At 67.2% G+C, this 23,451-nt stretch carries 24 protein-coding genes; 4 read left to right on the forward strand and 20 right to left on the reverse strand.

The features are described from left to right. Positions 1 to 4 precede the first annotated feature (4 nt). Positions 5 to 943: a CopD family protein gene (locus L1080_RS24235; protein WP_250765906.1), complete on the forward strand. Its 939-nt coding sequence runs from the start codon at positions 5 to 7 to the stop codon at positions 941 to 943. A gap of 32 nt (positions 944 to 975) precedes the next feature. Here the strand turns inward: L1080_RS24235 and L1080_RS24240 are convergent, their stop codons facing one another. Both L1080_RS24240 and L1080_RS24245 read right to left on the reverse strand, forming a co-directional pair. Then, positions 976 to 1,893 carry an NADP-dependent oxidoreductase gene (locus tag L1080_RS24240; protein ID WP_374432773.1) on the reverse strand — a complete coding sequence of 306 codons (918 nt, stop codon included), beginning with the start codon at positions 1,891 to 1,893 and terminating at the stop codon, positions 976 to 978. 111 nt (positions 1,894 to 2,004) lie between these two features. Continuing rightward, a complete protein-coding gene (locus L1080_RS24245; protein ID WP_250765908.1) occupies positions 2,005 to 2,649 on the reverse strand; it encodes a UdgX family uracil-DNA binding protein in 645 nt (214 codons plus the stop codon). A 102-nt stretch (positions 2,650 to 2,751) separates the two neighbouring features. Here L1080_RS24245 and L1080_RS24250 point away from each other — a divergent pair, with 102 nt between their 5' ends. Together L1080_RS24250 and L1080_RS24255 are read left to right on the forward strand one after the other, a co-directional pair. Beyond that, positions 2,752 to 3,117 carry a RidA family protein gene (locus L1080_RS24250; RefSeq protein WP_109325915.1) on the forward strand — a complete coding sequence of 122 codons (366 nt, stop codon included), beginning with the start codon at positions 2,752 to 2,754 and terminating at the stop codon, positions 3,115 to 3,117. A 138-nt stretch (positions 3,118 to 3,255) separates the two neighbouring features. Continuing rightward, positions 3,256 to 3,783: a MarR family winged helix-turn-helix transcriptional regulator gene (locus L1080_RS24255; RefSeq protein ID WP_250765910.1), complete on the forward strand. Its 528-nt coding sequence runs from the start codon at positions 3,256 to 3,258 to the stop codon at positions 3,781 to 3,783. Between the two features lie 36 nt (positions 3,784 to 3,819). On the opposite strand, the gene L1080_RS24260 is transcribed toward L1080_RS24255, so the two are convergent. From L1080_RS24260 to L1080_RS24325, 14 genes are all read right to left on the reverse strand, one after another. Then, positions 3,820 to 4,485, reverse strand: a complete 666-nt coding sequence (locus tag L1080_RS24260; protein WP_250765912.1) for a TetR/AcrR family transcriptional regulator — start codon at positions 4,483 to 4,485, stop codon at positions 3,820 to 3,822. A 42-nt stretch (positions 4,486 to 4,527) separates the two neighbouring features. Continuing rightward, positions 4,528 to 5,559 carry an aromatic ring-hydroxylating oxygenase subunit alpha gene (locus L1080_RS24265; RefSeq protein WP_159918721.1) on the reverse strand — a complete coding sequence of 344 codons (1,032 nt, stop codon included), beginning with the start codon at positions 5,557 to 5,559 and terminating at the stop codon, positions 4,528 to 4,530. Positions 5,560 to 5,561: 2 nt separating this feature from the next. Further along, complete coding sequence (locus tag L1080_RS24270; RefSeq protein WP_159918720.1) at positions 5,562 to 5,777, reverse strand: recombinase-like helix-turn-helix domain-containing protein; 216 nt, start codon at positions 5,775 to 5,777, stop codon at positions 5,562 to 5,564. A 12-nt stretch (positions 5,778 to 5,789) separates the two neighbouring features. After that, positions 5,790 to 6,749: a PDR/VanB family oxidoreductase gene (locus tag L1080_RS24275; RefSeq protein WP_250765915.1), complete on the reverse strand. Its 960-nt coding sequence runs from the start codon at positions 6,747 to 6,749 to the stop codon at positions 5,790 to 5,792. Between the two features lie 141 nt (positions 6,750 to 6,890). Then, complete coding sequence (locus L1080_RS24280) at positions 6,891 to 9,032, reverse strand: catalase (protein WP_250765917.1); 2,142 nt, start codon at positions 9,030 to 9,032, stop codon at positions 6,891 to 6,893. A gap of 132 nt (positions 9,033 to 9,164) precedes the next feature. After that, positions 9,165 to 9,899 carry an oxygen-binding di-iron domain-containing protein gene (locus L1080_RS24285; RefSeq protein WP_250765919.1) on the reverse strand — a complete coding sequence of 245 codons (735 nt, stop codon included), beginning with the start codon at positions 9,897 to 9,899 and terminating at the stop codon, positions 9,165 to 9,167. A gap of 111 nt (positions 9,900 to 10,010) precedes the next feature. Next, positions 10,011 to 10,952 carry an ABC transporter substrate-binding protein gene (locus tag L1080_RS24290; protein WP_250765953.1) on the reverse strand — a complete coding sequence of 314 codons (942 nt, stop codon included), beginning with the start codon at positions 10,950 to 10,952 and terminating at the stop codon, positions 10,011 to 10,013. Between the two features lie 40 nt (positions 10,953 to 10,992). Next, complete coding sequence (locus tag L1080_RS24295) at positions 10,993 to 11,700, reverse strand: class II aldolase/adducin family protein (RefSeq protein WP_250765955.1); 708 nt, start codon at positions 11,698 to 11,700, stop codon at positions 10,993 to 10,995. Then, a complete protein-coding gene (locus L1080_RS24300; RefSeq protein WP_250765958.1) occupies positions 11,697 to 12,851 on the reverse strand; it encodes an LLM class flavin-dependent oxidoreductase in 1,155 nt (384 codons plus the stop codon). Before L1080_RS24300 ends, L1080_RS24295 begins: the two co-directional genes overlap by 4 nt. Further along, a complete protein-coding gene (locus tag L1080_RS24305; protein WP_250765961.1) occupies positions 12,848 to 13,948 on the reverse strand; it encodes an LLM class flavin-dependent oxidoreductase in 1,101 nt (366 codons plus the stop codon). Before L1080_RS24305 ends, L1080_RS24300 begins: the two co-directional genes overlap by 4 nt. Further along, positions 13,945 to 14,988, reverse strand: coding sequence for an ABC transporter substrate-binding protein (locus L1080_RS24310; protein WP_250765964.1), 1,044 nt, complete (start codon positions 14,986 to 14,988; stop codon positions 13,945 to 13,947). Before L1080_RS24310 ends, L1080_RS24305 begins: the two co-directional genes overlap by 4 nt. Next, positions 14,985 to 15,791 (reverse strand): ABC transporter ATP-binding protein, encoded by an 807-nt coding sequence (locus L1080_RS24315; RefSeq protein WP_109334792.1) that lies wholly within the window; start codon positions 15,789 to 15,791, stop codon positions 14,985 to 14,987. Before L1080_RS24315 ends, L1080_RS24310 begins: the two co-directional genes overlap by 4 nt. Next, entirely contained in the window at positions 15,788 to 16,639 is an 852-nt protein-coding gene (locus L1080_RS24320) for an ABC transporter permease (protein ID WP_250765974.1), read from the reverse strand. Before L1080_RS24320 ends, L1080_RS24315 begins: the two co-directional genes overlap by 4 nt. A gap of 5 nt (positions 16,640 to 16,644) precedes the next feature. Beyond that, positions 16,645 to 17,679: an NrtA/SsuA/CpmA family ABC transporter substrate-binding protein gene (locus L1080_RS24325; protein WP_250765977.1), complete on the reverse strand. Its 1,035-nt coding sequence runs from the start codon at positions 17,677 to 17,679 to the stop codon at positions 16,645 to 16,647. A 292-nt stretch (positions 17,680 to 17,971) separates the two neighbouring features. On the opposite strand from L1080_RS24325, the gene L1080_RS24330 reads away from it, so the two are divergent. Beyond that, positions 17,972 to 18,721 carry an IclR family transcriptional regulator gene (locus L1080_RS24330; RefSeq protein WP_250765979.1) on the forward strand — a complete coding sequence of 250 codons (750 nt, stop codon included), beginning with the start codon at positions 17,972 to 17,974 and terminating at the stop codon, positions 18,719 to 18,721. A 25-nt stretch (positions 18,722 to 18,746) separates the two neighbouring features. On the opposite strand, the gene L1080_RS24335 is transcribed toward L1080_RS24330, so the two are convergent. From L1080_RS24335 to L1080_RS24350, 4 genes are read right to left on the reverse strand one after another with little or no spacing between them, the layout of a single operon-like run. Next, positions 18,747 to 19,895: an MBL fold metallo-hydrolase gene (locus L1080_RS24335; RefSeq protein WP_250765981.1), complete on the reverse strand. Its 1,149-nt coding sequence runs from the start codon at positions 19,893 to 19,895 to the stop codon at positions 18,747 to 18,749. Further along, positions 19,896 to 21,026 (reverse strand): FAD-dependent monooxygenase, encoded by a 1,131-nt coding sequence (locus tag L1080_RS24340; protein ID WP_250765985.1) that lies wholly within the window; start codon positions 21,024 to 21,026, stop codon positions 19,896 to 19,898. Continuing rightward, a complete protein-coding gene (locus tag L1080_RS24345; protein WP_250765987.1) occupies positions 21,023 to 22,672 on the reverse strand; it encodes a thiamine pyrophosphate-binding protein in 1,650 nt (549 codons plus the stop codon). Before L1080_RS24345 ends, L1080_RS24340 begins: the two co-directional genes overlap by 4 nt. Continuing rightward, a complete protein-coding gene (locus L1080_RS24350; RefSeq protein WP_109325879.1) occupies positions 22,665 to 23,447 on the reverse strand; it encodes an SDR family oxidoreductase in 783 nt (260 codons plus the stop codon). Before L1080_RS24350 ends, L1080_RS24345 begins: the two co-directional genes overlap by 8 nt. Positions 23,448 to 23,451: the final 4 nt, after the last annotated feature.

A 23,451-nucleotide genomic window follows, 5' to 3' on the forward strand; every position in this document is an offset into this window, starting at 1 on the left:
AACGGTGGTCACGGCGCGACAGTGGTGGCTGCTGTTCGCCGTGCCCACCTCGCTCGTGGGTGTTGCCGGTGGGTGGGCGCTGGCTCGACCGGAAGACCCCAGCCCGTCGAGCGCTGTGCGGGCTCTGTGCCTGATCCTCGGGTCGGTGGTCCTGGGACTGGCCGCACTCGGGTGGTGGGGCCGGACGGACAGCCGACCCCTCGTGCAGGACCCCAACTTCTGGCGACTGCTGACGGCCGTGGCCGGATCGTGGATGGCCGCCGAGGCGGTCGTGTTCGCCATGACGGCGGCGGAAGCCGACGCCCTCCCGCTGTCCGGATTGACGGTCGGCCGGTTCGGTTCCTACGTCACCGACATCAGTGCCGGACGTATCGACCTCGCCGTCTTCGCGTGCACGGCCGCAGTCACCGCATGGTCGCTGTTCGCGTTCCGGCATCCCGGGGCTCGTCTTCCCGTTGCGGTCGCTGTCGTGACGGCCTTCGCCATCGTCGCGCGCCCGGTCACCGGGCACATGTCGCAGCAGGTCCTCGGTTCGGTGCTCGACGCCGTTCACGCCCTGGCAGCCGCCACCTGGTTCGGTCTGCTGGCCGCCTTGGCGATGACGATGCGCTCACGGGGGGACTGGTCGAGGTGGCTGCCCCGGTACTCGGACGTCGCGGTGTGGTGCGTGTGTCTGCTCACCCTGACCGGTGTCGTGGACGCTGCTGTCCGACTGGGCGGGGTGTCGGCCCTGACCGACACCGGCTACGGCCGCATCGTGGTCGCCAAGGCCGTGGTGCTCGCGGCACTGCTCGCACTGGGGTGGTGGTGGCGCCGCACCTGGGTCGGCCGAGCCTCCGCGCATCGGATGAGCGCAGACGACTCCTTGCGGCGCGCCGCAGTCGAGGTGGTGGCGATGGCGGTGGCCTTCGGTCTCGCCGCCGCCCTCGCCACCACTGCCTGACCCCCCTGTGAGTACTTATTAACAACCCGTTGTTAATAAGTACTCACAGGGGTCAGAACGAGCTTCCCCCGGCTGCCGCCCTTCTCACCCTCACGGTGGGCGTCCGCAGCACCGGCGAGGGCAAAGGTGCGAGCGGGTGGCAGTGCCAGTGCGCCGGCCGCGGCCGCACTACCGAGGCGTCGCAGGATTTCGGCGCTCCAGTCGTCAGAGGTGCCGGAGGAGAAGGTGATACCGAGCTCGAAGGCCGCCCCGTCGGACAACGTCACGATCCGCTCGGTACCGCCGCGCAGCTCGATAGCGGCCGGCAGCCCCCCGACTCCGGCATCGAGGACGGCGTCGACACCCTGCGGTGCGAGTTCACGCACCCGCTGGGCCAAGCCGTCACCGTACGTCGTCGGGACGACGTCCAGTGCGCGGAGTGCGTCATGGTGGCGTTCGCTGGCGGTGCCGATCACCGTGACTCCTCGTTGCCGGGCCAATTGCACGGCCAGGGTTCCGACTGTTCCCGACGCCCCGTTCACCAGAAGTGTCTCGCCCTCACGCAGGTCGAGCAGCCGCAGTCCGCGATCGGCGGCTTCCCCGGCCACGGGAATCGTGACGGCGTCCGTCCAGCTCAATTCGCGCGGTTTGGGGACGATGACGCTGGCGAGCACGTAGTCGGCGTAACCGCCGGTGTCGGACCAGCCGAACATTTCGTCCCCGACCACAGCCCCGGTCGCAGACGGACCGACGGCATCGACGACGCCGGCCACCTCACTGCCTGGAACTTTCGGGAACTGCACCGACATCACCTCGGCCATCGAACCCGACCGCACCTTCCAGTCGATCGGGTTCACCCCGGCGGCGCGGACAGCGAGGCGCACCTGATTCCCCGTGGGTTCCGGAATGGGAACGTCAACCACTTCGAGTACGTCGGGACCACCGTAGGAGGAATAGGAGACGGCCTTCATGGTCTGCTTCGGATTCGTCATAACCCCATGTTGTCTTGCGGGGCGGTCCCTCGCCTACCCCTGTGAGTACTTATCGACAACGGGTTGTTAATAAGTACTCACGGCAGGGCCTTACAGGGCAAGGGCTGCCTTCTTCAAGTCCTCGACGAGTCCGGAGAACGCCTCGTCCCGATCCGGTCCGCGCAGGACGGCGGACGGGTGGATGGTGACGAAGACGTCGGGATCGCCGGCGACGTCCACTTCACCGTCGAGATGCAGCCGCTCCCCGCGGTGCTCGGTGAGCCGAAACGACGGTCCGAGCAGCGCCTGGGCGGCGGTGGCGCCGAGGCACACCAGGACATCGGGCTCTACCGCGTGCAGCTCGGCGACGAGCCACGGCCTGCACGCCACGATCTCGGTGCGGTTCGGCTTCTTGTGGATGCGGCGCTGACCGCGTTCGGCGGGTACGTACTTGAAGTGCTTGACCGCGTTGGTGACGTAGGTGAGATCCCGGTCGATGCCTGCCGCTTCGAGGGCCTTGTTCAGCAGCTTGCCCGCGGGCCCGACGAACGGTTGCCCCGCGCGGTCCTCCTGATCACCCGGTTGTTCGCCGATGAGCATCATCCGGGCGGAGCGCTTGCCGGCGCCGAAGACGGTCTGCTCGGCGTCGCGGTAGAGATCGCAGCCGCGGCATCCGCCGGCGGCGTCCGACAACGCGTCGAGGTCGACGGTATCGGGCACGAACGCCGCTGCCGACTGTTTCGTGGCTCGTGGCATGCGGGTCGAGTACCCGCGGGCGGGGTATTCATTCGCCGGGCCTGCCAATTAGTTTAGCGCTAAGATATACTGAGTCGACGCCTACTTCGAAAGCGAGTCCCCATGTCCATGACTGAAGTCTCCGCCCATCACCCCTACAGCCCGGCCGTGGTCGCGGGAGGTTTGGCCTTCGTTTCGGGCGCCCTGTCCGTCGACGCCGAGGGCGTTGCCGTACCCGGGCGCACCGAAGCTCTCGACGCCGCCGTGGACCGGATGGTCGATCGCCTCGCCACCGTGGGTGGACAGCTTCAGGACGTCGTGAAGCTGACCTACTACGTCACCGACCTGACCCTGCGCGAAGAGGCCAACCGGCAGTTCGAGCGCATCTTCGACGAACCGCGCCCGGCCCGCACCTTCCTCGAGGTGAGCAGCCTCCCGTACGGCGCGATCGCCGAGATCGATGCCGTCGCCGCAGTCGGTGGCCGCTGAGCGACTCCCCCGAACAGACGACCGCGGGTCCCCGTCCTCGACACACCGGACGGGGACCCGCGGCGCGTCCCCTCCTCCCGGCAATCCGATACCTTGGGACTCAACAGTTCAGGACCACAAAGTTCAGGAGGCGCCCCGGTGACGCAACGCCCGGTTCCCGACCGTGACGCCGTCGACGACATCGTCGATCAGTGGGCACACCAGTGGCCTGAACTGGATGTGAGTCCACTGAAAGTTCTGGGCCGCTTGCACCGTTCGTACCTGCGGTACCAGGCCTCGCTGGCTGTCGTGTTCGAAGAGCACGGCATCAACATGGCGTCGTTCGATGTGCTCGCCGCACTGCGGCGTTCGGGTCCGCCCTACCGGATGACGTCCGGCCAGTTGGCGGAGTCCGCTCTCGTGACCACCGGGGGTGTGACCCTCCGGGTCGACCGGCTGGAGAAGGCGGGTCTCGTCGAGCGTGAGCGGGACGCCGAAGACCGCCGGATCGTGTACGCACAGCTCACCGACGAGGGCCTTCGGGTGATCGAGAAGGTGGCGGAGGCACACTTCGCGAACGAGGCACGAATCCTCAGTGGTATGTCCGCGACGGATCAGGCGTCCCTCGCGGAACTGCTCCGCAAACTCGAACATTCGATCGTCGACAACCAGACGCCCCTCACCTAGGGAGACAACCAGACGTCCCTCACCTGGGGACCTGGTTCAGCAGGCCGGCCTCTCGACGAGTTCGGTGTCGCAGTCGAATCCGATGAAGCGTTCGGCTGCGGCCGTCATCTCGACGATGAACCGACGTTGCTCGTCCGGGGAGGCGCCGATCAGGTGGGCCGCTCCCCGCCACTGCGCATCCGACAGCTTGCGGGCGAGCTGGGCCGCCTCGGCGCAGGGCCGTGCGATCCCGGCCTCGTCCAGCCCCTCGATGAAGCGGGTGTACCGGGCCAGGATCCGGGTGTGCGCCTGCGACAGCTGCTCGCCGACCACGGGGTCGACGGCGGCCCGGGCTTCGATGACGGTGAAGAGCCGGCCGACGCTGTAGACGGTGTCGATGAATGCGGCAGTGGCCGCGCCCAGCACGGTACGAGGGTCGGCGTCCGGCGGCACCGCGGTGCGCTGCGCTTCGAGGAACTTCTCGAACACGGCGGCGGCAACCGCATGAAATGCATCTTTCGTGGACCGGAAGTGCCGACGGAAGTCCGTCACCGACCGGCCGGCGCTCTCCGCGATGACCGCCTCCGTGGTCTTGTCGTATCCGAGCTCCGCGAAGCAACGACCCGCCGCCTCGATCAACGCACACCGATCCGCAACGCCGTCGTTTTCGTGCACCGCTCGCGCCTCCTCGTACCGGCCGGCTCCCGACGTGTCGGCCGTCACACATTCTTGGTTGACAGTTCATTCAAGTCAACCCGCGCGACCTTACGCTCCGGCGAGCGCCTCCGCCTGCGCTGCGGCCTGGCTCCGGTAGAGACGGCGCAGGCGGATGACCCCGAGGTCGTGCTGGTAGAGGTTCTCGGCCTGGTCGGCGTCGGCGGCCATCGCCTCGAGCATGACCCGGTCCTGTTCGAGAACCGCCCAGTGCCGCTCCTCGAGTTTCGTGCGGTAGAGGAAGCGCCAGACGTCGCGCTCCCAGCCCTCCACCCGGCGGTACCGCCAGAAGAAGACGGCGGTGGTCTCGGCGTCGATGGGCGTTCCCATTCCGACGATGCCGAACGATCCGCCGGGGCCTGCGGTGGGCGGGTACGGGATTTCCAGGTCGACCCAGTCGACTCCGGTCCGGCAGAATTCGACCCAGTCGAAGTTCACGCCCCGCTGGTCGGTCTTCTCGAAGAAGAACCCGCGATCGGTTTCCCGGATCCGGAACTTGGCGGACGTTTCCCCGCCGAACATCGAATGCGACTCGCGGTGCAGGAACGCGCCGTGCATCGGATCGAGCAGGTTCTCGAGGGTGAAGCGCCAGGGCGCCTTCCATTCCGCGTAGCAGAGGAAACGGGAAATACCGTCGTCCACGAGGCGTTCGGGGAGTTCGAGGGGACCCGGTTCGGCGTCCGGATCGGTGCCGAACCATGCCAGGACGGCGCCGGCCACCTCACGCACCGGGAGGCTGGTGACGAGCCGCTTGCCCTCGAGATTGCACCCGGGCATTCCCGGCACGGATACGACGGTTCCGCCGCCGTCGACCTGGACCCCGTGATATTTGCAGGCGACCCGGTCACCGAGGTGCTGTCCCTGCGACAGCGGTGCTCCGCGGTGCGGGCACCTGTCGGCGAGCATGCGGAGGCTTCCGTCGGACTGACGAAACAGAAGCCAGTCCTCGCCGAGGCGTCGCACCTTCTTCATGTCGCCGCGCGCGACGAAGTCCGAGGGACAGACCGCGTGCCATTGGTTCCGCATGCCGGTGGCGAAGATTTCGTCGCCGGTCAGTGCCGTCTTGTTCAGTCGATTCACCATGTTCAGGCCGCCATCCGTCGCATCTCGTCCGTGAACGTGTCGGGGGTCCACGGTTCCCCACTCGGGCTGCAGATACCGAGGTCGTTCAGCCCCTTCACCAATCCCTCGAGGTGGTGCACACCGGTACCGAAGACCTCTTCGATGGCACCGGCAAGCTTGAGCTCGTACGGAGTGGGGCCCGCGGTGCCGGCCTGCCGTGGTTGCAGGTAAAGACTCATGGTTCTTCCCTTCTAGAGGTCCAGCACGAGCTCGTCGGAGCGGGCGCGGGAAACGCAGATCATCATGGTTGCCCCGGACTCCTGCTCGGCGCTCGAGAGCAGCGAGTCACGGTGATCGGGGGTGCCGCACAGGACACGGGTTTCGCAGGTACCGCAGATGCCTTCCCGGCACGAGTTGGGGACGTCGACACCGGCTTCCTCGAGCGCGTCGAGGACGGTCCTGTCGGCGGCGACGGTGGTGGAGATGCCCGACCGCTCGCAGACGACCCGGACCGGTCGGTCACCGGCCAGCGTGTCGGCGGGTATTTCCTTGGCTTTGAAACGTTCGAGCTGAATGGACCCTTCGGGCCACCCGGAGGCGACGTTCTCGATGGCGGCGAGCAGGCCTTCGGGTCCGCACGCGTAGACGAGGGTGTCCTGGCGAACCTCGCCGAGGAGAGCGTTCAGGTCGAGGATGCCGTCCACGTCTTCGGTGACGACCTGCACCCGTTCGCCGTGCGCGGACAGTTCATCGAGGAACGCCATCGACGCGCGGGAGCGTCCGCCGTAGTGCAGTTCCCAGTCGGCGCCCATCCGTGTGGCTTCGCCGATCATCGCGAGGAGCGGTGTGATGCCGATTCCACCGGCGACGAACAGGTAGCGGGGAGAGGGAAGGAATTCGAAGTTGTTGCGCGGTGGGCTCACGTGGACGGTGTCGCCGGGACGCAGCGTCTCGTGAATGTGCCGGGACCCGCCGCGACCGTGCGCCTCGTGCAGGACCGCGACTCGGTATCCGGTCTTGTCGTCGGGATCGCCGCAGAGGGAGTACTGCCGCACGGTGCCGCCGCTCAGGTGCAGATCCAGATGGGCACCCGGGGTCCACTCGTGGACTGCCCCGCCGTCGGGCCGTTCGAGGCGGAGCGAGACGACGCCCGAGGACTCGACCCGCATCTGACGGACCATCATGGGGATGGTGTCTGCGTCTGTTGTCATCGATACTCCTGCACTCGGCATTTCCTTAGTGCTCAATAATTTAGCACTAAGATGTATCGTGCGCCACAGTTGCAGGAATTTCGTTCCTACGAACGAACGGTGACCCGGCCGTGGGGCCGGGTCACCTGGTATTGCTGTCGATCAGACGGTCCGCTCCCATACCCGGTGCGACCGCATCAGCGTCGTCATGCCGTCGAGCAGCCCCTCGGTCTCGTCCGCCACGACGATTCCGGGGGCATCGGCCGAGATGCCGGCGCTGACGAGCAGATCGCGGCCGGCAGGCCACCCGCCGATCGCCTTGCAGTGGCGGAATGCCTCGGAGACGAGCACCAGAAGCCGGGGATCGGACGGGGATGCGGCGAGGAGGATCGCGTCGAATTCCACCGAACGCATCGTCAGGAACGTGCGCGACACCGGTACCGCCTCCTTCCCCGACCCGAGTTCACCGCCGTGGGGTCCGATGACCAGCGGAACCATCCCGCCCGCATCGATCGTCTTCACGGCGGCGGCCACCTCGGCCAGGTCCGACGTCTCGTCCGCGACGATGCCGATGATCCGGCCGTCGACCGGCCACTCGGCGCCCACCTGGGACAGCGCGGGACTGACGATCGGCGGCGCCTCGTGGGCGACGGTCGGCTCGGGGGCCGGGAGTCCGAGCCCGGCAGCAACCTCCGCACACAGGCCGGTATCGATCTCGGCGAGAACGCGGAGTGTCCGCTCCTTGATGGCCTGCTCGTAGCACTTCCCGAGTTCGAACGTGTACGCCTGCGCGACGTGGGCGCGTTCGATGTCGGTGAGGCTGGCGTAGAAGAGCCGGGCCTGCGAGAAGTGGTCGTCGTAACTTGCGGGGGCGCCCCGGAGTTTCGTCGACTCCGGCATCGGCACCGGCACCTCGACGAAGGCACTGGTGTCCGCTCCGGCCAGGAACGGGCATCCCCCGTCGAGCGAATTGGGCCGGTACGGCGCGACCCCGGGATGGACTCCGGTCTGGTGCATGCCGTCGCGCAGCATGTCGTTGACCTCGGTGTGGGGACGGTTGATCGGTATCTGCCCGAAGTTCGGGCCACCGAGGCGACTGATCTGTGTATCGAGATACGAGAACAACCGGGCCTGCAGCAGCGGATCGTCGGTCACGTCGATGCCGGGAACGAGGTGGCCGGGATGGAACGCCACCTGCTCCGTCTCGGCGAAGAAGTTGGTCGGGTTCGCGGTCAACGTCATGACGCCGATCGGCTGCACCGGAGCCAATTCTTCCGGCACGATCTTGGTGGGGTCGAGGAGGTCGATTCCGTCGAACATCTGGTCGGGAGTGTCCGGGAACGCCTGGATTCCCAGTTCCCACTGCGGGTAGGCACCGGCTTCGATCGCATCGGCCAGATCGCGTCGATGGAAGTCGGGGTCCATGCCGTTGATGATCTGCGCTTCCTCCCAGACCAGCGAGTGCACGCCAAGCTTCGGCTTCCAGTGGAACTTCACCAGAGTGCTTTCGCCGTCTGCATTGATCATGCGGAAGGTGTTGACGCCGAAGCCTTCCATCATCCGATACGACCGCGGGATGCCCCGGTCGGACATGTTCCACAGCGTGTGCGCCGTCGCCTCGGTGTGGAGGGACACGAAGTCCCAGAACGTGTCGTGGGCGCTCTGGGCCTGCGGAATTTCGCGGTCGGGATGCGGTTTGCCCGCGTGAATGATGTCCGGGAACTTGATTCCGTCCTGGATGAAGAAGACCGGAATGTTGTTTCCCACCAGGTCGAAGGTGCCCTCGCTGGTGTAGAACTTGGTGGCGAAACCGCGGGTGTCCCGGACGGCGTCTGCCGAACCACGCGAGCCGAGAACAGTCGAGAACCGGACGAAGACGGGAGTTTCGACGTCCTTGCCGAGGAAGGCGGCCTTACTGATCGGCTCGGCGGCGCCGTAGCCGCGGAACACACCGTGCGCAGCAGCGCCCCGGGCGTGGACAACCCGCTCGGGAATCCGTTCGTGATCGAAGTGGGTGATCTTTTCCCGCAGATGGTGATCCTGAAGGAGGGTCGGTCCCCGCTTCCCCGCTTTGAGCGAGTGGTCGGTGTCGTACAGACGCGCACCCTGCGCGGTCGTGAGGTACTCGCCCTTCTGTCCCCTCGCCGTCTCCGCACCCTTGACGGGCTCACCCGTCGCGGTCCGCAATGCAGGCGACCGCTGATCGGATTTCGGTGGAAGCGGCTCTTTGGGCTCGGTCGGCTCGTCGACCGACGGTGTTCCCGATCCGGGTGTTCCTGGGATCAGCGGCTTCTTCTCGGACACGTAAGTTCCCCTTCGCTGTCGCTCGAGCAAGGCCGGTGCCGCATCGCTGTTGTACGGCGCCGCTCTCGAGGCAGAGTGCCCAGACGGGAGCAGCGCAACCCATCCCCTGGTCGCACCCGTGGGACGCGGGGGTCAGTGCCGGCCGACGTACCGTTCGCGTTCGGCTTCGAACCGTTGCTCGTAGGCGGAAGCGAGGTCGTGCAGCGCCTGGACGCAGTCGCCGGTGAAGGCCGGTGCATGCATGGGTGCCAGGGTTCGGGGTTCGAGATCCGCCAGTGCGCGGATGGTCGGTTCGAGCGCCGGTGTCAGGCACGTCGCCCTCCCGTTGTCCTCACCCTCCAGCGCCGGACCGAGCAACTCCTCTTCGGTCAGGGCGGGATGATGACCGAACGCGGTAAACAGATCTCCGCAGAACAGGGTCGACGTCGTCTCCTCGAACATCAGTCCCGCATCCCAACCGTGCGGGACATGCGGAGTGTCGATGTGACGCACCCGCCGCGTCCCCGTCTCGAGGACGTCGCCGTCGTCGAGGGGCCGCGGCATACGGTCGGCCAGGTCGTTCACCTGCACGAAGCAGCCCATCGCCCCGTGCGCGACCTCGGCGTGCGGCGCCACCCCGAGCCACGAGTTCATCGCGCCGCACTCGTCGGCCTCGACGTGGCCGAACGTGATCCATCGCAATCGGTCGAGTGGGATCAGCCGCGCGACCGCCTCGGATGCCGACGGGAAGAGGAACCGCTGTCCGGTGTGGAAGAGGAGCGGCTCCTCACCGTCGACGAGGAACTGGTTCATGATCAGGTTCGCGTCGTCGATGTACGTCGACATGCGGTAGATGTCGGGTGCGATCTCGGTGATCGTGGTGTCCATGTCCGGCCTCCGCAAGGGGTGACGGTGTCCTGGAACACCACCCTCCCCCTCCCCGTTCGCGGAGACAAGGGAATCGGCACGACTCGCCGAGTTGCGTGCCCGGAGCCCCGCCTACACGGCGGCGCGATCGGCGGTGACCAACTCGCCGATCTCCGGGACCACGGCGTCGCGGACCCGGATCGACCGTGGGAGGAGTCCGTTGGCCAGCAGGAGGTCGGCGGCGCGCTGCTGTTCGTCCAGGAACTCGTCGGTCACCGGGTGGATGCCGAAGGGCCGGCCGCGTAGCGCCGCTTCCCAAGCATCGAGACTGGCGGTGCCGCCGCGCCGCTCGACGTCGTCGACGAAGAACTGCGCCGCTTCGCGCGGGTGTGCCTCGATCCAGGCGTCCGACTCCTGCAGCGCCTCGACGACGGCCCGCAGCTGTTCGGCGTTGTTCTCCGCGAAGTCGCGGCGGGTGAACCACAGCGAGGGGTGGCTGAAGAGTCCGTCCGTTTCGACGAGCGTGCGCAGTGCGTGCTCGGCTTCGATCTCCGCCAGCCCCGGGTATGCGCCGACCCACGCATCGATGGTTCCGCTGACGAGTTCGGCGCCGCCTCCGCGCACGTCGGTGTCGACGGGCACGATGTCGGACCAGGTGAGCCCTGCCCGGTCGAGCGCGAACAGGAGCAGCGTCGTCTGCCATGAGCCGTGTGCGATGCCGACGCGCTTTCCGCGAAGATCCTCGACAGCGTCGATGCCGGACTCCGCCTTCACGACGAGGCGGCCATTTTCGATGCGGGGCCCGGAGATGCCGATGTAGACGAGGTCGCGGTCGTGCGCCAGGCCGGTGATCGGCGGGGTGAAGCCGGTGCCGATGACGTCGTATCCGCCGTCCTCGAACAGCCAGTCGGAATGCAGGGTCGGAAGGGCGTTGGTGGGATCGACGGGCGGCTTCGACGGAAGGGCGCGCAGATCCACCCATTCGACGTCGGGTAGCCGACGCTCGAGAATTCCGGTGTGCCGCAGCACGAAGAGCGAGTTGTTGTGCGGGAAGTATCCGACACGGACTGTCATGGCCGTTACCTGTTCTGTTCGGTTGAGGAAAGTGAGGACATCAGAGGAGGCCGCGTCGGCGGGCCTCGTCGGCGAGGCCCGAGCGTCCCCACTGCACGGCGAGGTTCGAGGGGTCGAATTCGACCGAACCGCCGAGAGATTCGGCGATGGCCTGGAATTGTGCGCCCTCTTCGAGGAGAACGACGAATTTTGCGAGCTCGAGCAGGCCGCTGCGGCCGATCACGTTGACACCGCCGTTGGCCTCGAAGATGGCCACGAGGTCCGGGTCGTCCTGCAGGCGTTCGAGGATGAAGTCGCCCGCCGACTGCGAACGATCAATGTGCGGCGGAATCTCACGCGAGAGCGTCAGTCGCTGTGACGCCGCATACCGGATCGGCAAGGTGCGATGGGTTTGCGCCCAGCCGCCGAGCCACGGTGTGTGAATGTGGACGACGCTGGTGATCTCGGGATGCTGCCGGAAGACGGCGGCGTAACCGGTGACGAATCCGGCGGAACCGTTACCCGACAGCACGTCCCCGTCGAAGGTCGCCACGACCGGTGACACGTGGGGATCATCAGCCCACGGGCCGGGATCGTTCAACGCGACGGCGATCTCGGTGCCCGGGACCCGTTCGACGAAATTGACGGTGCCGTTGGCCGACACGGTACCGGTGCTCCGGAATACGGCGAAGGCCTTGTCTGCGTCGCGCCGCGCTGCCTCCACGAAGGTGGTGACGTCGGAGTTCACGCGATTCTCGGTTGTAGTCATGGTGTGTCCTGTCCGAAAGTGGGAAGTGGTTGGCGTTGCAGGAGGGGAAGAACTTCTTCACCGACGCGGTATGCCTCCTCGAGGTGAGGGTTGCCGGCCAGGATGAAGGCGTCCACGCCGAGCTCACGCAGTTCGTCGAGACGTTCGGCGACCTGCTCGTAGCTGCCGACCAGTCCGAACGCCGGGCCGCCGCGGATGAGGCTGAACCCACACCACACGTTCGGCTGGACTTCGAGATCGCGATACCCGGTGATGTGTTCGGGCACCCACCCCTTGATGCGGGCCGCACCGACGGAATCACCCTGCGCCGCACGGTCGGCGGCACCCTTGTCGACGAACGCCCAGCCCTTCTCGATCTCGGCCCAGGCGGCCTCCTCGGTGTGACGAGCGACGACGTCGATGCGCACCGCGAACTTCGGTGTGCGGCCGAGCTTCGCGGAATGCTCACGCACACCGTCGAACTTGGCTCGCAGGTCGGCGTACGGCTCGAGCCAGGAGAGGTAGTAGTCCGCGTGCCGTCCCGCGGCAGCCACCGCGGCGCCGGAGGAACCGGAGAAGTACACCTCGGGAAACGGTTGGCCGGCGAGGCCGGGCGGGAGGGCGGCGCCTTCCGTGCGGAAGAAGCGGCCGTCGAAATCGAACGGACGTCCGTCCCACACGCCCCGGAGCACGTCGAGGAACTCCGAGGTCCGGGTGTAGCGGTCGTCGTGATCGACCTTGTCACCCCACCACAGTTGCGGGGCGCCGCCACCGCCGCTGATGATGTTGTAGACCAGTCGCCCACCGGTGGCCCGCTGCAGGCTCGCCGACATCCTCGCCGCTTGCAGGGGGTGGAGGAACCCGGGCTGGAAGGCGACCATGAATCGGTATGTGGTGGTCTCGGCGGCCAGCGCGGCCGCGGTGGCCCACGGATCGTCCGTCATGGGGAACGACGGCAGGAGACCGCCGAGAAAGCCGGCAGACTCGGACGCTTTCGCGACGGCCGCCATGTGGTCGATGTACCCGTAGCCGTCGAGTTCACCGTTCCGGATCGCCGGCGCGATGTTGCCGGGACCGTATCCGCCCGCGTCGCCACGGTTGTAGCGCCGCGGCGTGCGCAGTGACGCGTGGTCGCCCTCCATGCCTATGCGCCAGTAGAAGTCGATACTCATGCGTGTGCCTCCTGACCGGCGAGGGTGCGTCCGGCGGGGTCGACGAGATGGAGCAGGTGTTCGCCCGCCCGGTGAAGTTCCTCGATGTGTGGTCGGCCGGTGAGGACGAAGCCGTCGATATGCCGGAACGACGACAACTCGCGGGCCACGTCCTCATAGCTGCCGATCAGGCCGATGGGCTGGTCGTAGCCGAGGCGGTCGAACCCCGACCACTGGGAGTTCTCGCGTGCGAGAGCGCGGCTGTCGCCGCTCACACCGTCCGGGTGCGCCTCCCGCCACAGCCGTTCGACGCGCGCCCACGCCTCGTCCGTCGTCTCACGCGCGATGATCGGCAGCCGCAACAGCTTTCGCACCGACCTGCCCTGCTCGAGTGCACGGTCGGCCAGGGTGCGCGCGGACGTCTCGTACCCAGTGTCGGTCAGCACGAATTGGTGGACGTCACCGTGTTTCGCAGACAACGTCACAGCCTCGTCCGAATTCCCGGTGAGGTGCACGACGGGGAAGGGAAGCCCGGAGAGGATGCCGCGGAATCCGCCGTCGATCACGTCGTAGTGATTCCCGGCGAACTCGTATCCGGTGCCGCCGAATCCGCCCGGAAGAACTTCGCTGTCGTTCCAGACACCGCGCGCCACGGTCAGGAACTCGTCCGCACGAGCGTAACGGTCTCGACCGGTCACCTGGTCGCCGCGGGCGCGGGCGTCGGCCGGGTCGGTCTCGACCTTCAGTCGCCACTCGAGCCGTCCACTGGAAAGCCTCTGCAGGGTCGCGGACATCTTCGCCGCGTACACCGGAGTGCCGAATGCGGGATGGAATTCGACCGCGACCCGCACGTGCCGGGTCTGCCGCAGTGCCGCTGCGGCCACCACCCAGGATTCTTCACCCGACGGGTCGTAGGGAGCGATCACTCCGTCGACTCCCGACAGTTCCGCGGCGTGGATCACCTGGGCGAGTTCGTCGAAGGGCCCGAGCTTGCCCGGACGCAGGTCGGTGGCGACCGTCGCCGGACGATCGGCCCCGAAGCCGCCGCGAGTGTTCAGCTCGGATGCGACCCGGCGCCCGTCACCGCGGGACGGCAACTCCCAGTAGAAATCCGTCACGTCGTGGGCTCCTTCTCCGCGGCGAGCTGTGCCTTGGCCTGCTCGAGGGGTTCGCGCGCCACCCAGGATTCGAGGTCGAAATCGCTGGCGAGGAAGCCGTGGGCGTACAGGAACTGCTTCTGGACGCCGAGAAGGTCGACCCGCTCCTCGGACAGGTTCAGGTGGAGCCCTTCGTGGAAGTTCTCGCCGTACGCCGCGACGACGCCTTCCGGCCCGGACTGTGTCTCGATCTGGAAGACGGCACGTACCTGTTCCACGTTCGCCACCGCCCAGTTCGCGGCACGCAGGCTCTCGGCGAGGAAGCCGATCACGATGTCGGGGCGGTGTTCGAGGAGGTCGGCGTGCACGGTGACCGGGCGTGGGGTTCCGTTGTTCACCCGATCTCGCAGCGAGGCAGTGGAATCGAGGTCGACCGCGACGACCAGCCCGTGCTGCCGAGCCACGTCCTGGGCGCGGGCGCCCTTGACGTACACGGCATCGACATCACCCGCCAGCAGTGATTCGATGCCCCAGGTGGTGTTGCGGTCGGGATTGGCGGTGCGCACCTGCGGAGCCACCGTCGTCGCGACCTCCACCAGCTTTACGTCCGCGAAGGACAGCCCGCCGAGGCGCAGCGCGGAGGCGACACCGTGCAGTGCCATCGCACGCGGGAAGCTCCGCGCCCGGTCGGCGGCCCAGGCGGGGATGCCGACCCGCAGCCCGGCCAGCTCGGCGGCCGCGCGGATACCGGACTCCGGGCGCACGAGAATCGCCTGCGCCTCGTCGATCCAGGTGAGTCCGATCAGCCGGGTCGGTGAACCTTCGGCGCGTGCGGCGAGGGCCGGCACGTTGCCGCCTTCCCGGATGAGGCCCGGCAGTCGGTGATCGAAATGTCGCACGGCCAGTTCGGGACCAGCATCCTGCAGGACACCGAATTCGACTCCGGCGGCGTCCGCGGTCCGACCGAGCCAGCCGAGATTGTTCGCGAGGCCGCTCGCCGTGGGTACCGGGCAGCGGGTGTACCAGAGGGTGTCGAGCGCAGGTCCGGTCGTCACAGTCATGAGTTGTCCTTATCTGGTGGGGAATGGCGTCCCACTCCCAGTTGGGCGAGGAAGGTCGCGCGGTAGCGGAGCGAGTCGGGATCGTTTCTGTCCCGCGGACGCGGGAGATCGATGTCGACGTCCACCGCGAAGCCGCCGTTGTCGAGGATCAGCACCCGGTCGGCCAAGCGCACCGCTTCGTCGACGTCGTGCGTGACGAGCAGAACGGCCGGGCGGTGCCGGGCCACCAGGTCGCCGACGAGGTCCTGCATCTGTAACCGGGTCAGCGCGTCGAGCGCGGCGAAGGGTTCGTCGAGCAGCAGCAGTTCCGGTTCGCGGACCAGGGCACGGGCGAGCGCGACCCGTTGTGCTTCGCCGCCGGACAGGGTGGCGGGCCAGGCTCGCTGTTTGTCGCCGAGATTGACCTCGGCCAGCGCACGCTGGGCGTTTTCGCGGGTGACGCGTGACCGACGTTGCCCGACCGACACATTCGCCAGGACACGCTTGGAGGGGATCAGACGCGGTTCCTGGTACACCACCGTGCGTTGCCGCGGTACCAGAACGTCGCCGCTGTCCGGTGGCTCGAGCCCCGAGAGCAGTCGCAGGAGTGTCGTCTTGCCGGTACCGCTCGGGCCGAGCAGGACCACGAACTCGCCGCGGGTGATCTCGAGGTCGATTCCGGCGAGTACGTGCTTGTCGCCGAACGACTTCCGCACACCCTTCAGCGACACGGCAAGGGGGGACCCGGCTCGTCGTTCCGCTGCGGTGGTCGCGGTGCGTTCGCGGGGGGCGAGCGGCGGCAACGGCGCCTCGGTGGTGTTCATCGGGTCGCCGACAGTTGCCGCCACGGCATCGCGAACTTCTCGATCACCCGGACGACGGCGTCGAAGATCAACCCGAGACCCGCATACAACACGATGCACAGAACCATGTAGTCGGTGCGGTTGTATTCCTGCGCGAGGGTGACGAGGTACCCGATGCCTTCGCGGGTGCCCACCTGTTCGGCGGCGATGAGCCCGGTGATGCTGAGTGACAGGCAGATACGCAACCCCATCAGCACTCCTGGCAGTGCGGTCGGCAGGATTGCGCCGAACACCAGCCGCCAGCCGGTGAGCCCGAACCCGCGGGCGGCCTCGACCATCTTGCGGTCGACGCCGCGCACTCCGAGGTAGGTGTACGCGTACATCGGAGCAAGGGTCGCCACGGTGATGAGGACGACCTTGAACGTCTCGTCGATGCCGAACCACGCGATGAACAGCGGAACGAGCGCCAGGAACGGCACCGCCCGGTTGATCTGCATCGTGGAGTCGATGAGCTCCTCACCGAGCGCGGAGAGTCCGGACAGCACTCCGAGCACGAGCCCGATGACGACACCGCAGCCCACACCCAGCGCAGCGCGTTGCAGCGACGCGATCCCGAAGTCGAGTAGCTGGCCCGACTCGTACAGCTCCGCGAAGGCCTGCCACACCGCAGGCGGTCCGGCGAGGATCTCGGGGCTGAGGATGCCGGTGGAAGACCCGATCCACCACCCGGCCACGAGCAGCGCGGGGACGAGGAATCGGAGGGGAATCGAGATCCACCGGGGCCGTTCCCGGGTGCGGCGATAGCGGGGTGTCTCCAGTGTCAGGGTTCCCGGTGCCGTGTCGCGCGCGGGTTCCGTCAGGGTCACCACCGAACTCACTTGCCCTCGGCCGACGCGCTGCCGAGTGCGGCAGGGAGATCGAAGATGACGTCACTGCCCTTCAGCGGCCGCTGGATGACTCCGTTCTCGGCGAACAACGCCGCGATGGACTCCAGGTCGGCGGCATCGGCGGCCGTCGGGTACCGGAAGTTGGTGATGCGGCCGCCCAGCTCGATCGCGTCGTCGAGTCGCTGACCCGAGAGCGCGCGCGGCCCGGTTTTCTCGAAGACGTTCTCGAACGACGCAGGGTCTTGGCGCTGCTTCTCCGTGAGCTGCTGCGTCACTTCGAGGAATTTCGCGACCACCTCGGGATGTTCCTCGAGCACCTCGGTACGGCCGGCGATGATGGTGCTGTCCACCGAGCCGATGCTCGCCTCGGTGACGATTTCGACCGCCCCCTTCGCCTTCGCCTCCTGGTACGGGATCAGGAACGACGCCCAGGCGTCGACCTGCCCGGTGGAGAACGCCGACGCGGCGTCGGCCTGCTGCAGCGGCACCCGCTCGACGGAGTCGATGGGAACGCCCGCCTCGGTCAGCGCCTTGAGGGTGATGTACTCGCCCTTACCGGCAGGGTTCACCGCGATCCGCTTTCCGGCGAGATCCGCGACGGTCGTGATCCCGGATTCGGGGCGGGCGATGATGCCTGCCTGATCCTTGTTGTACGGGTCGGAGGTCGCGAAGATCCGCACGCCCACATCCTTGGACAGCGCCCCCACCACCGGGCTGTACGCGCCGGTCTGGATGTCGAGTTCACCGGTGTTGAAAAGTTTGAGGTTGGAACTGAATCCGGGTGTGGTCTTGACCCATTCGATCTTCGCACCGAGTGATGCAAGGGCATCATCGTAGGTTCCGTCGCGCTTTCCGACAGCGATGGCGCCCGAGTTGCCCGGATCGAAGACCTTCAGAGTGACGTCCGCACCGGCACTGGCTCCTCCGGGCTCCTCGGAAGACCCACACGCCACCGCCAACCCGGCCAGCGGGATCATGGCGAGCGCGGCGGCGGCTCGTGGCAGTCGGCGTAAGCGGGACATGTGGTGAACTCCTTCAACGGATGAATCGTCAGGTGTGACGACCGTTGACGCTATGTCCCCCACCCCAAATTTCCTCCTGTTTGTTTTCTACAGATCGGAAACCTTGACAAGTTCCGGAAACCCAGTTCACCGGCGTGCGCTGGGGATTCGGCACATGCGGGCCCCACCGTTTTCCGGCAGACGGAAAGTATGGTGCCTTCTGCGCCGGACGCCGTTCCGGCCCGTGCGCCTTTCTGGTAGCTGGGACAACCAGAAAGGCGCACGGTCGCATTGCTCGACGAAAGGACCTTTGGTGACCGACTCACGTGCTGTGGGAGTTCGGACGGTGTCGCGGGCCCTGACGATGCTCTCCTGTTTCGGTGGGGGTGAGGAGCTGGGCGTCTCGGAGATCGCCAAACGCCAGGACCTCGCGGTGAGCACCACCCATCGGCTGCTCCAGTCCCTGGTCGATGCCGGCTTTCTCGACAAGGATGCGACGTCGGGCCGGTACCGCCTGGGAAGTGCCCTGGCCGCGTACGGTCAGATCTCTTACCGGCAGCACCGCATCTATCTGTCCGAGCCCTATCTCGAGCAGTTGGCGGCCACCACGGGGGCGTCCGCCTCACTGGCCATGCGGCACGGTCACGACGTCGTGCTCTTGGGCTTCAGCCGGTGGCGGGAAAGCGACGGGCATGTGCTGCAGGGTGTTCGGCTTCCCCTGCACGCCAGCGCCTTGGGTAAGGTGTTCCTCGCGTGGTCGGACACCGACGACGCCGAACTCGCCTCGCTACCGCGGGCGGCCACCACGTCCCGCGCGATCACGGACGTCGCCGGTATTCGAGAGGAACTGCACCGCACTCGTGAGCGTGGATACGGTTTCAACGACGAGGAGCTGACCCCCGACTTCCGCACCATCGGGTTGCCGATTCGCGACTCCAATGGAGTCGTCCGGTTCGCTCTCGGATTGCGCGGACCCACCGAACTCATGATCGACCAGCGCATACCGTTCTTCGTGGAACTCGCCCGCGTCACAGCCGGGGAGATCGCCGCCGTCCTCTTGTGAGAGGGCAGGGGCAGACAAGAATCGCTCAGCGGCGCTGCCCGACGCCGACCTGCACCAGATCGTGCCCGACGGTCACAGTGCCGGAATACGTCGATGACACGCCGCTGGTCCATTGATCGTCGGTGACCTGACGGGGGTCGCCCGGTCCGATGTGCGAGAGCACCACCTGGCGGACTCCTGCTTCGGTCGCGACACGTCCTACGTCCTGAGCGGTGGTATGTGCGTGAATCATGTGCTCGACGAGGGCGGGACCGGAGGTGGCGGCGTAGAAATCGACGTCGATCACCTCGTGGACCAGGATGTCGGATCCCGTCGCGAGCCGAACCACGTTGAGTGACTTCGCGGTATCACCGGAGAACGTCACCGCTCCGTCCTCGGTGTCGAAACGGTACGCGTACGACGGGAAGACGGGCCCGTGTGGCACCAACGTCGCGGTGACACGCACCCGGTCGTCTTCGAATACGGGGAACGGCTCCATGTCCGGCGACGTGTTGTCGGCGGACGCACCCGCCGACACCGGGGGCAATACGTCGTGCAGGGTGAGCCGCTGCCCGTAGTCGGACTGCGCACCCTTCTCGGCATTGCGAATGTTGATGTCGTAGGCGTACGCGTCGAGCACTCCGGAGAACAGCTGAGTCAGGCCGGGAGCCGGCGCACCGGGACTCTGGACGGGAATGCTCGCGCCACCACGCGGGACGGGCAGCTTTCCCGCCGACCCGGGACCGTACACCGGCACGACGTTGCGGAAGGTGTACGACGGAGTGCCGCCCGGAAGCCAGAAGACGTTGAACAGGTCGGCAATGTGATCGCTGTGCATGTGTGTGATGAACACTCCACCCAGAGAATCCGCATCGATACCTGCCTGAATCAACTTTCGACTCGACCACGGACCCGCATCGATGAGATACGGCCTGTCCCCGACGACGAGCACGCTGGCTGTGCCGCTACGCCCGGGTACCGCAATGGGACCCGCCGCTGTTCCCAGCAGAATCAGCTTCGTCGTGTATCCGTCGACGTCACCGGACAGCTCGTAGGCGTCCGGTGGCGTCGCACCACTCGGCTGCGCGTCCGAGGTGTGGGACGCACAACTCGTCGCTGCGACGGCCGCCGCAGCGGAGCCGAGCAGAGCCAGTGCACCTCGTCTGGAAATCTGGTGCCGTCGTGATGTTTCCATTCACGCTCCTGCCCGCACGGTGGCCGACTCGAGCGGCACCCGCCAGGCGTCGTACTCGTATACCCAGTCGCCGTTGCCTGCGACTTTGAGCCATTCGTTGGACCGGGAGCCGCGCTGGATGCGTGAGGTGCGCTGCAGGCGGGTGTGCTGATAGGTCTGCAGCGCGGCCGTGGGTTCGTCGAACATGCCGAGGCAGCGGGCCAGTACCACGGCGTCTTCGATGGCCATGCCGGCGCCCTGTGCCATGAATGGCATCATCGGATGTGCCGCGTCGCCGAGGAGCACCGAGGTTCCGTCCGTCCACGACTCCAGCGGGTCACGCACGTAGAGAGCGGATTTCAGGACGTCGTCGCAGGCGTCGAGCAGGGCTCGTGCGTCGGGGTGGAAGCCGCGGTAGAGGTCCCGCAGCTCGGTGACCGAGCCCGGGGTGGTCCAGGATTCCTCGGTCCACTCCTCCTGACCGCAGGTGGCGAAGACGAAGATGTCCTTGCCTTGGTTGAGGGGGAAGGTGACGATCTGCGTCGATGGATCCGGTCCCCACCACTTGGTGAAGCAGTCGAGGTTCGGGAGTTCGCCGACGCGTTCGGTGGGGACGACGGCACGGAATGCCACGACTCCGGTGAACGTCGGCTGGTCCCGCCCGAGGAGAGCGGTCCGGACCGCGGAGTGGATACCGTCGGCACCCACGATCACGTCTGCGGAAACCGTACTGCCGTCGGTGAATTCGATGCGACCGTCACCGACGCCGCTGACCCGCCGGCCCATTTCCACGACACCTGAGGGCAGCCGATTCTCGAGGGCGGTCATGAGGTCGCCGCGGTGCATCGTCAACTGCGGTGCACCGTACTGCTGTTCCGCTGTATCACCCATCGGTAGCCGTGAGGTTTCGACTCCGGTGTCCCAGGTTCGGCTGAGCCGGAACTGGGGCCGGGCCGCGGACTCGCGGATTTCCGCACCCACGCCCAGTCCGTCGAGTGCGCGGACCGCGTTCGGGGTGAGGTTGATGTCGGCGCCGACGCGGGCGAACTGCCTCGTCTGCTCGTAGACCGTGACGTCGAGACCAAACTTGTGGAGGGCGATCGCCGTGGCGAGGCCGCCGATGCCGCCGCCGCAGACGGCGACCGTAGTCACTGTGCAGCCTTTCCGGGCACCGTGACGGGCGGCGTGAACGGTGCGGGCATGTCGCCGTACGCGGCGAGGTCCACCTCGACGATCACCGGCGCCTGCCGCGAGACGGCGTCCTCGAGCACGGCGTGGGCCTCTTCGGCACCGCCGATCCGCAGGTACGGCACCCCGATCGACTGGGCGAGCAGCGGGAAGTCGGGCGTGACGAGGTCGACCGCGTAGGTGTCGTCACCTCCGCCCTTCTGCATGTTGCGGAGCACGCCGTAGCCGCCGTCGTTGAACACGAGCAGCACCAGCCACGGCTTCTCCTGCGCCATGGTGAGGATCTCGCCGAAGTGGACGGCCAGGCCGCCGTCGCCGACGAGCGCCAGGGTGGGCCGGGTTTCGTCGGCCAGTGCGGAACCGATTGCCATGCCCAGGCCCTGCCCGATGCCGCCGCCGCGGGGGAAAACGTTGGACTTGGGGTCGAACATCGGGAGCAGCCGGTTACCCCAGGAACTCGACGCAATGGTGACGTCGCGGGCGATGACAGAATCCTGTGGGAACGCGGCACGCACGGCGTCGCACAGTACTGCGTGATCTCCGAGTCCGGCGCGCTGCTTGCTGCGGACGAGTTCGCGGGTGGTGCGGGCACGTTCGGTCCAGGCGGCGTCGACCGGAGCCAGATCGGTGAGTGTCCGAAGGAATGTTCCGATGTCGGCGGTTACACCGGCCTGCGCGGGATACACGCGGCCGAGCGCGGTGGCATCGACGTCGACCTGCACGTGCACGGCGGGGACGGGCATGGAGTAGTCGCCGGTCTCGTTGGACCGGAAGTGGGTTCCCAGCGACAGCAGCAGGTCGGCGTTCTGGAGGAGTTCCCGGCCCACCGGCGTGTTGCCGTAGTTGCCGATGCACAGCGGATGGTCCTCGGGCACGGCTCCACGACCGGAGTTGCTGGTGAGTAACGGGACTCCCCACCGCTCCACCAGTTCAGTTAGCTCGGCACCGGCTCGTGCGACGCCGCCGCCGGCCCAGATGACGGGGCGCTCGGCCGCAGCCAGCAACGACAGTGCCGCAGCGAGTTCGTCGGCGTCGGGAGTCCGGGGGCTCTCCTGCGCCGCCTCCATAACGTCGATGTCGTGCTCGGCGTACTGCAGGTCGATCGGCCACTCGATGCTCGCCGGGCCGCCGGGCGTTGCCAGAGCCTGGGCGACCGCCTCCCGCAGCGTCTTTGCCGCACTGTCGGTGTCGAGGATGGTGGCGGCATGCTTCGACGTCGCCGTCAGCATCCCCAGCTGATCCTTGGTCTCGTGGATGAACCCGCGACCCGAGCCGAGGTACCGGCTCTCGACGTTGCCCGTCACATGCAGCACCGACGTTCCGGCACTCAGCGATTCGATCAGCGAGCCGGCCGCGTTGCCGGCACCGGTGCCGGTGCTCGTCAGGGCGCAGCCGAGTCCGCCTGTGGCCCGGGCATACCCGTCGGCCGCGCTGACCGCGGTGGCCTCGTGCCGGACCGGCACGAACCGCAGGTGCTTGCTGACCGCCTGCACCAATGGCTGATTGTGGACGCTCACGATGCCGAACACGGTGTCGACACCGGCCTCGCGCAGCACCTGGACGAGCAGGTCGCCCCCATTACCCACAGACATGGTGTTCCTCTCAGACATAACGGGCGACGCCTCCGCAGACGTCGAGGCTGGTGCCCGTCACATAGGACGAGCGGGGAGACAGCAGGGTCACGATCATTGCCGCCACCTCGTCGGCGCGGCCGAACCGGCCGAGTCCGATGCCGCGGTCCTGGGCGATCTCCGCCTCCCATTCGGCGAAGGTGGCGTCGGTGCCGGATTCCTCGTAGCGGCGCCGCCACTGGCCGGTGTCGACCAGTCCCAGCGACACCGAGTTGACACGGATGCCGTCGGCGGCGAGTTCCAGCGACAGCGACTTGCTGAGGTTCAGCAGTCCGGCCCGGGCGGCGCTGGTGGTGACCAGCCGCGGCTCGGGCTGCCGCGCGAGCACCGCCGAGATGTTGACGATGGCCGCGGCGTCGGACTTGCGCAGCAGTGGCAAGGCCGCCTCGACGGTGTTGAGGACGCTGGAGAACTTGAGGTCGAGTTCGTCGCGCCAGTCGTCGAGGGTTGCCTCGCCGCGCGGGACCATGCGGGACTTGCCTGCGTTGTTGACCAGACCGTCGAGTCCGCCGAACCGCTCGACCCCCGCCTCGACGAGTGCGGCGACCGCGGCCGGGTCCCGGACGTCGCAGGACGCGGTAAGGACGCGGTCGCTGCCGGGCAGGGGTGCGATGACGGAGTCGAGCCGGTCGCGGTCCCGCGCGCAGGTGACGACGTTGGCACCTTCCTCGAGCAGCATCGCGACGGTGGCGAGCCCGACTCCCGAGCTTCCGCCGGTCACCAGGTAGGTGCGGTCTTTCAGTTGCAGGTCCACGACG

Origin of the sequence: Rhodococcus sp. MSC1_016, from assembly GCF_023667485.2 — a bacterium.
GTDB lineage: Bacteria > Actinomycetota > Actinomycetes > Mycobacteriales > Mycobacteriaceae > Rhodococcus_F > Rhodococcus_F oxybenzonivorans.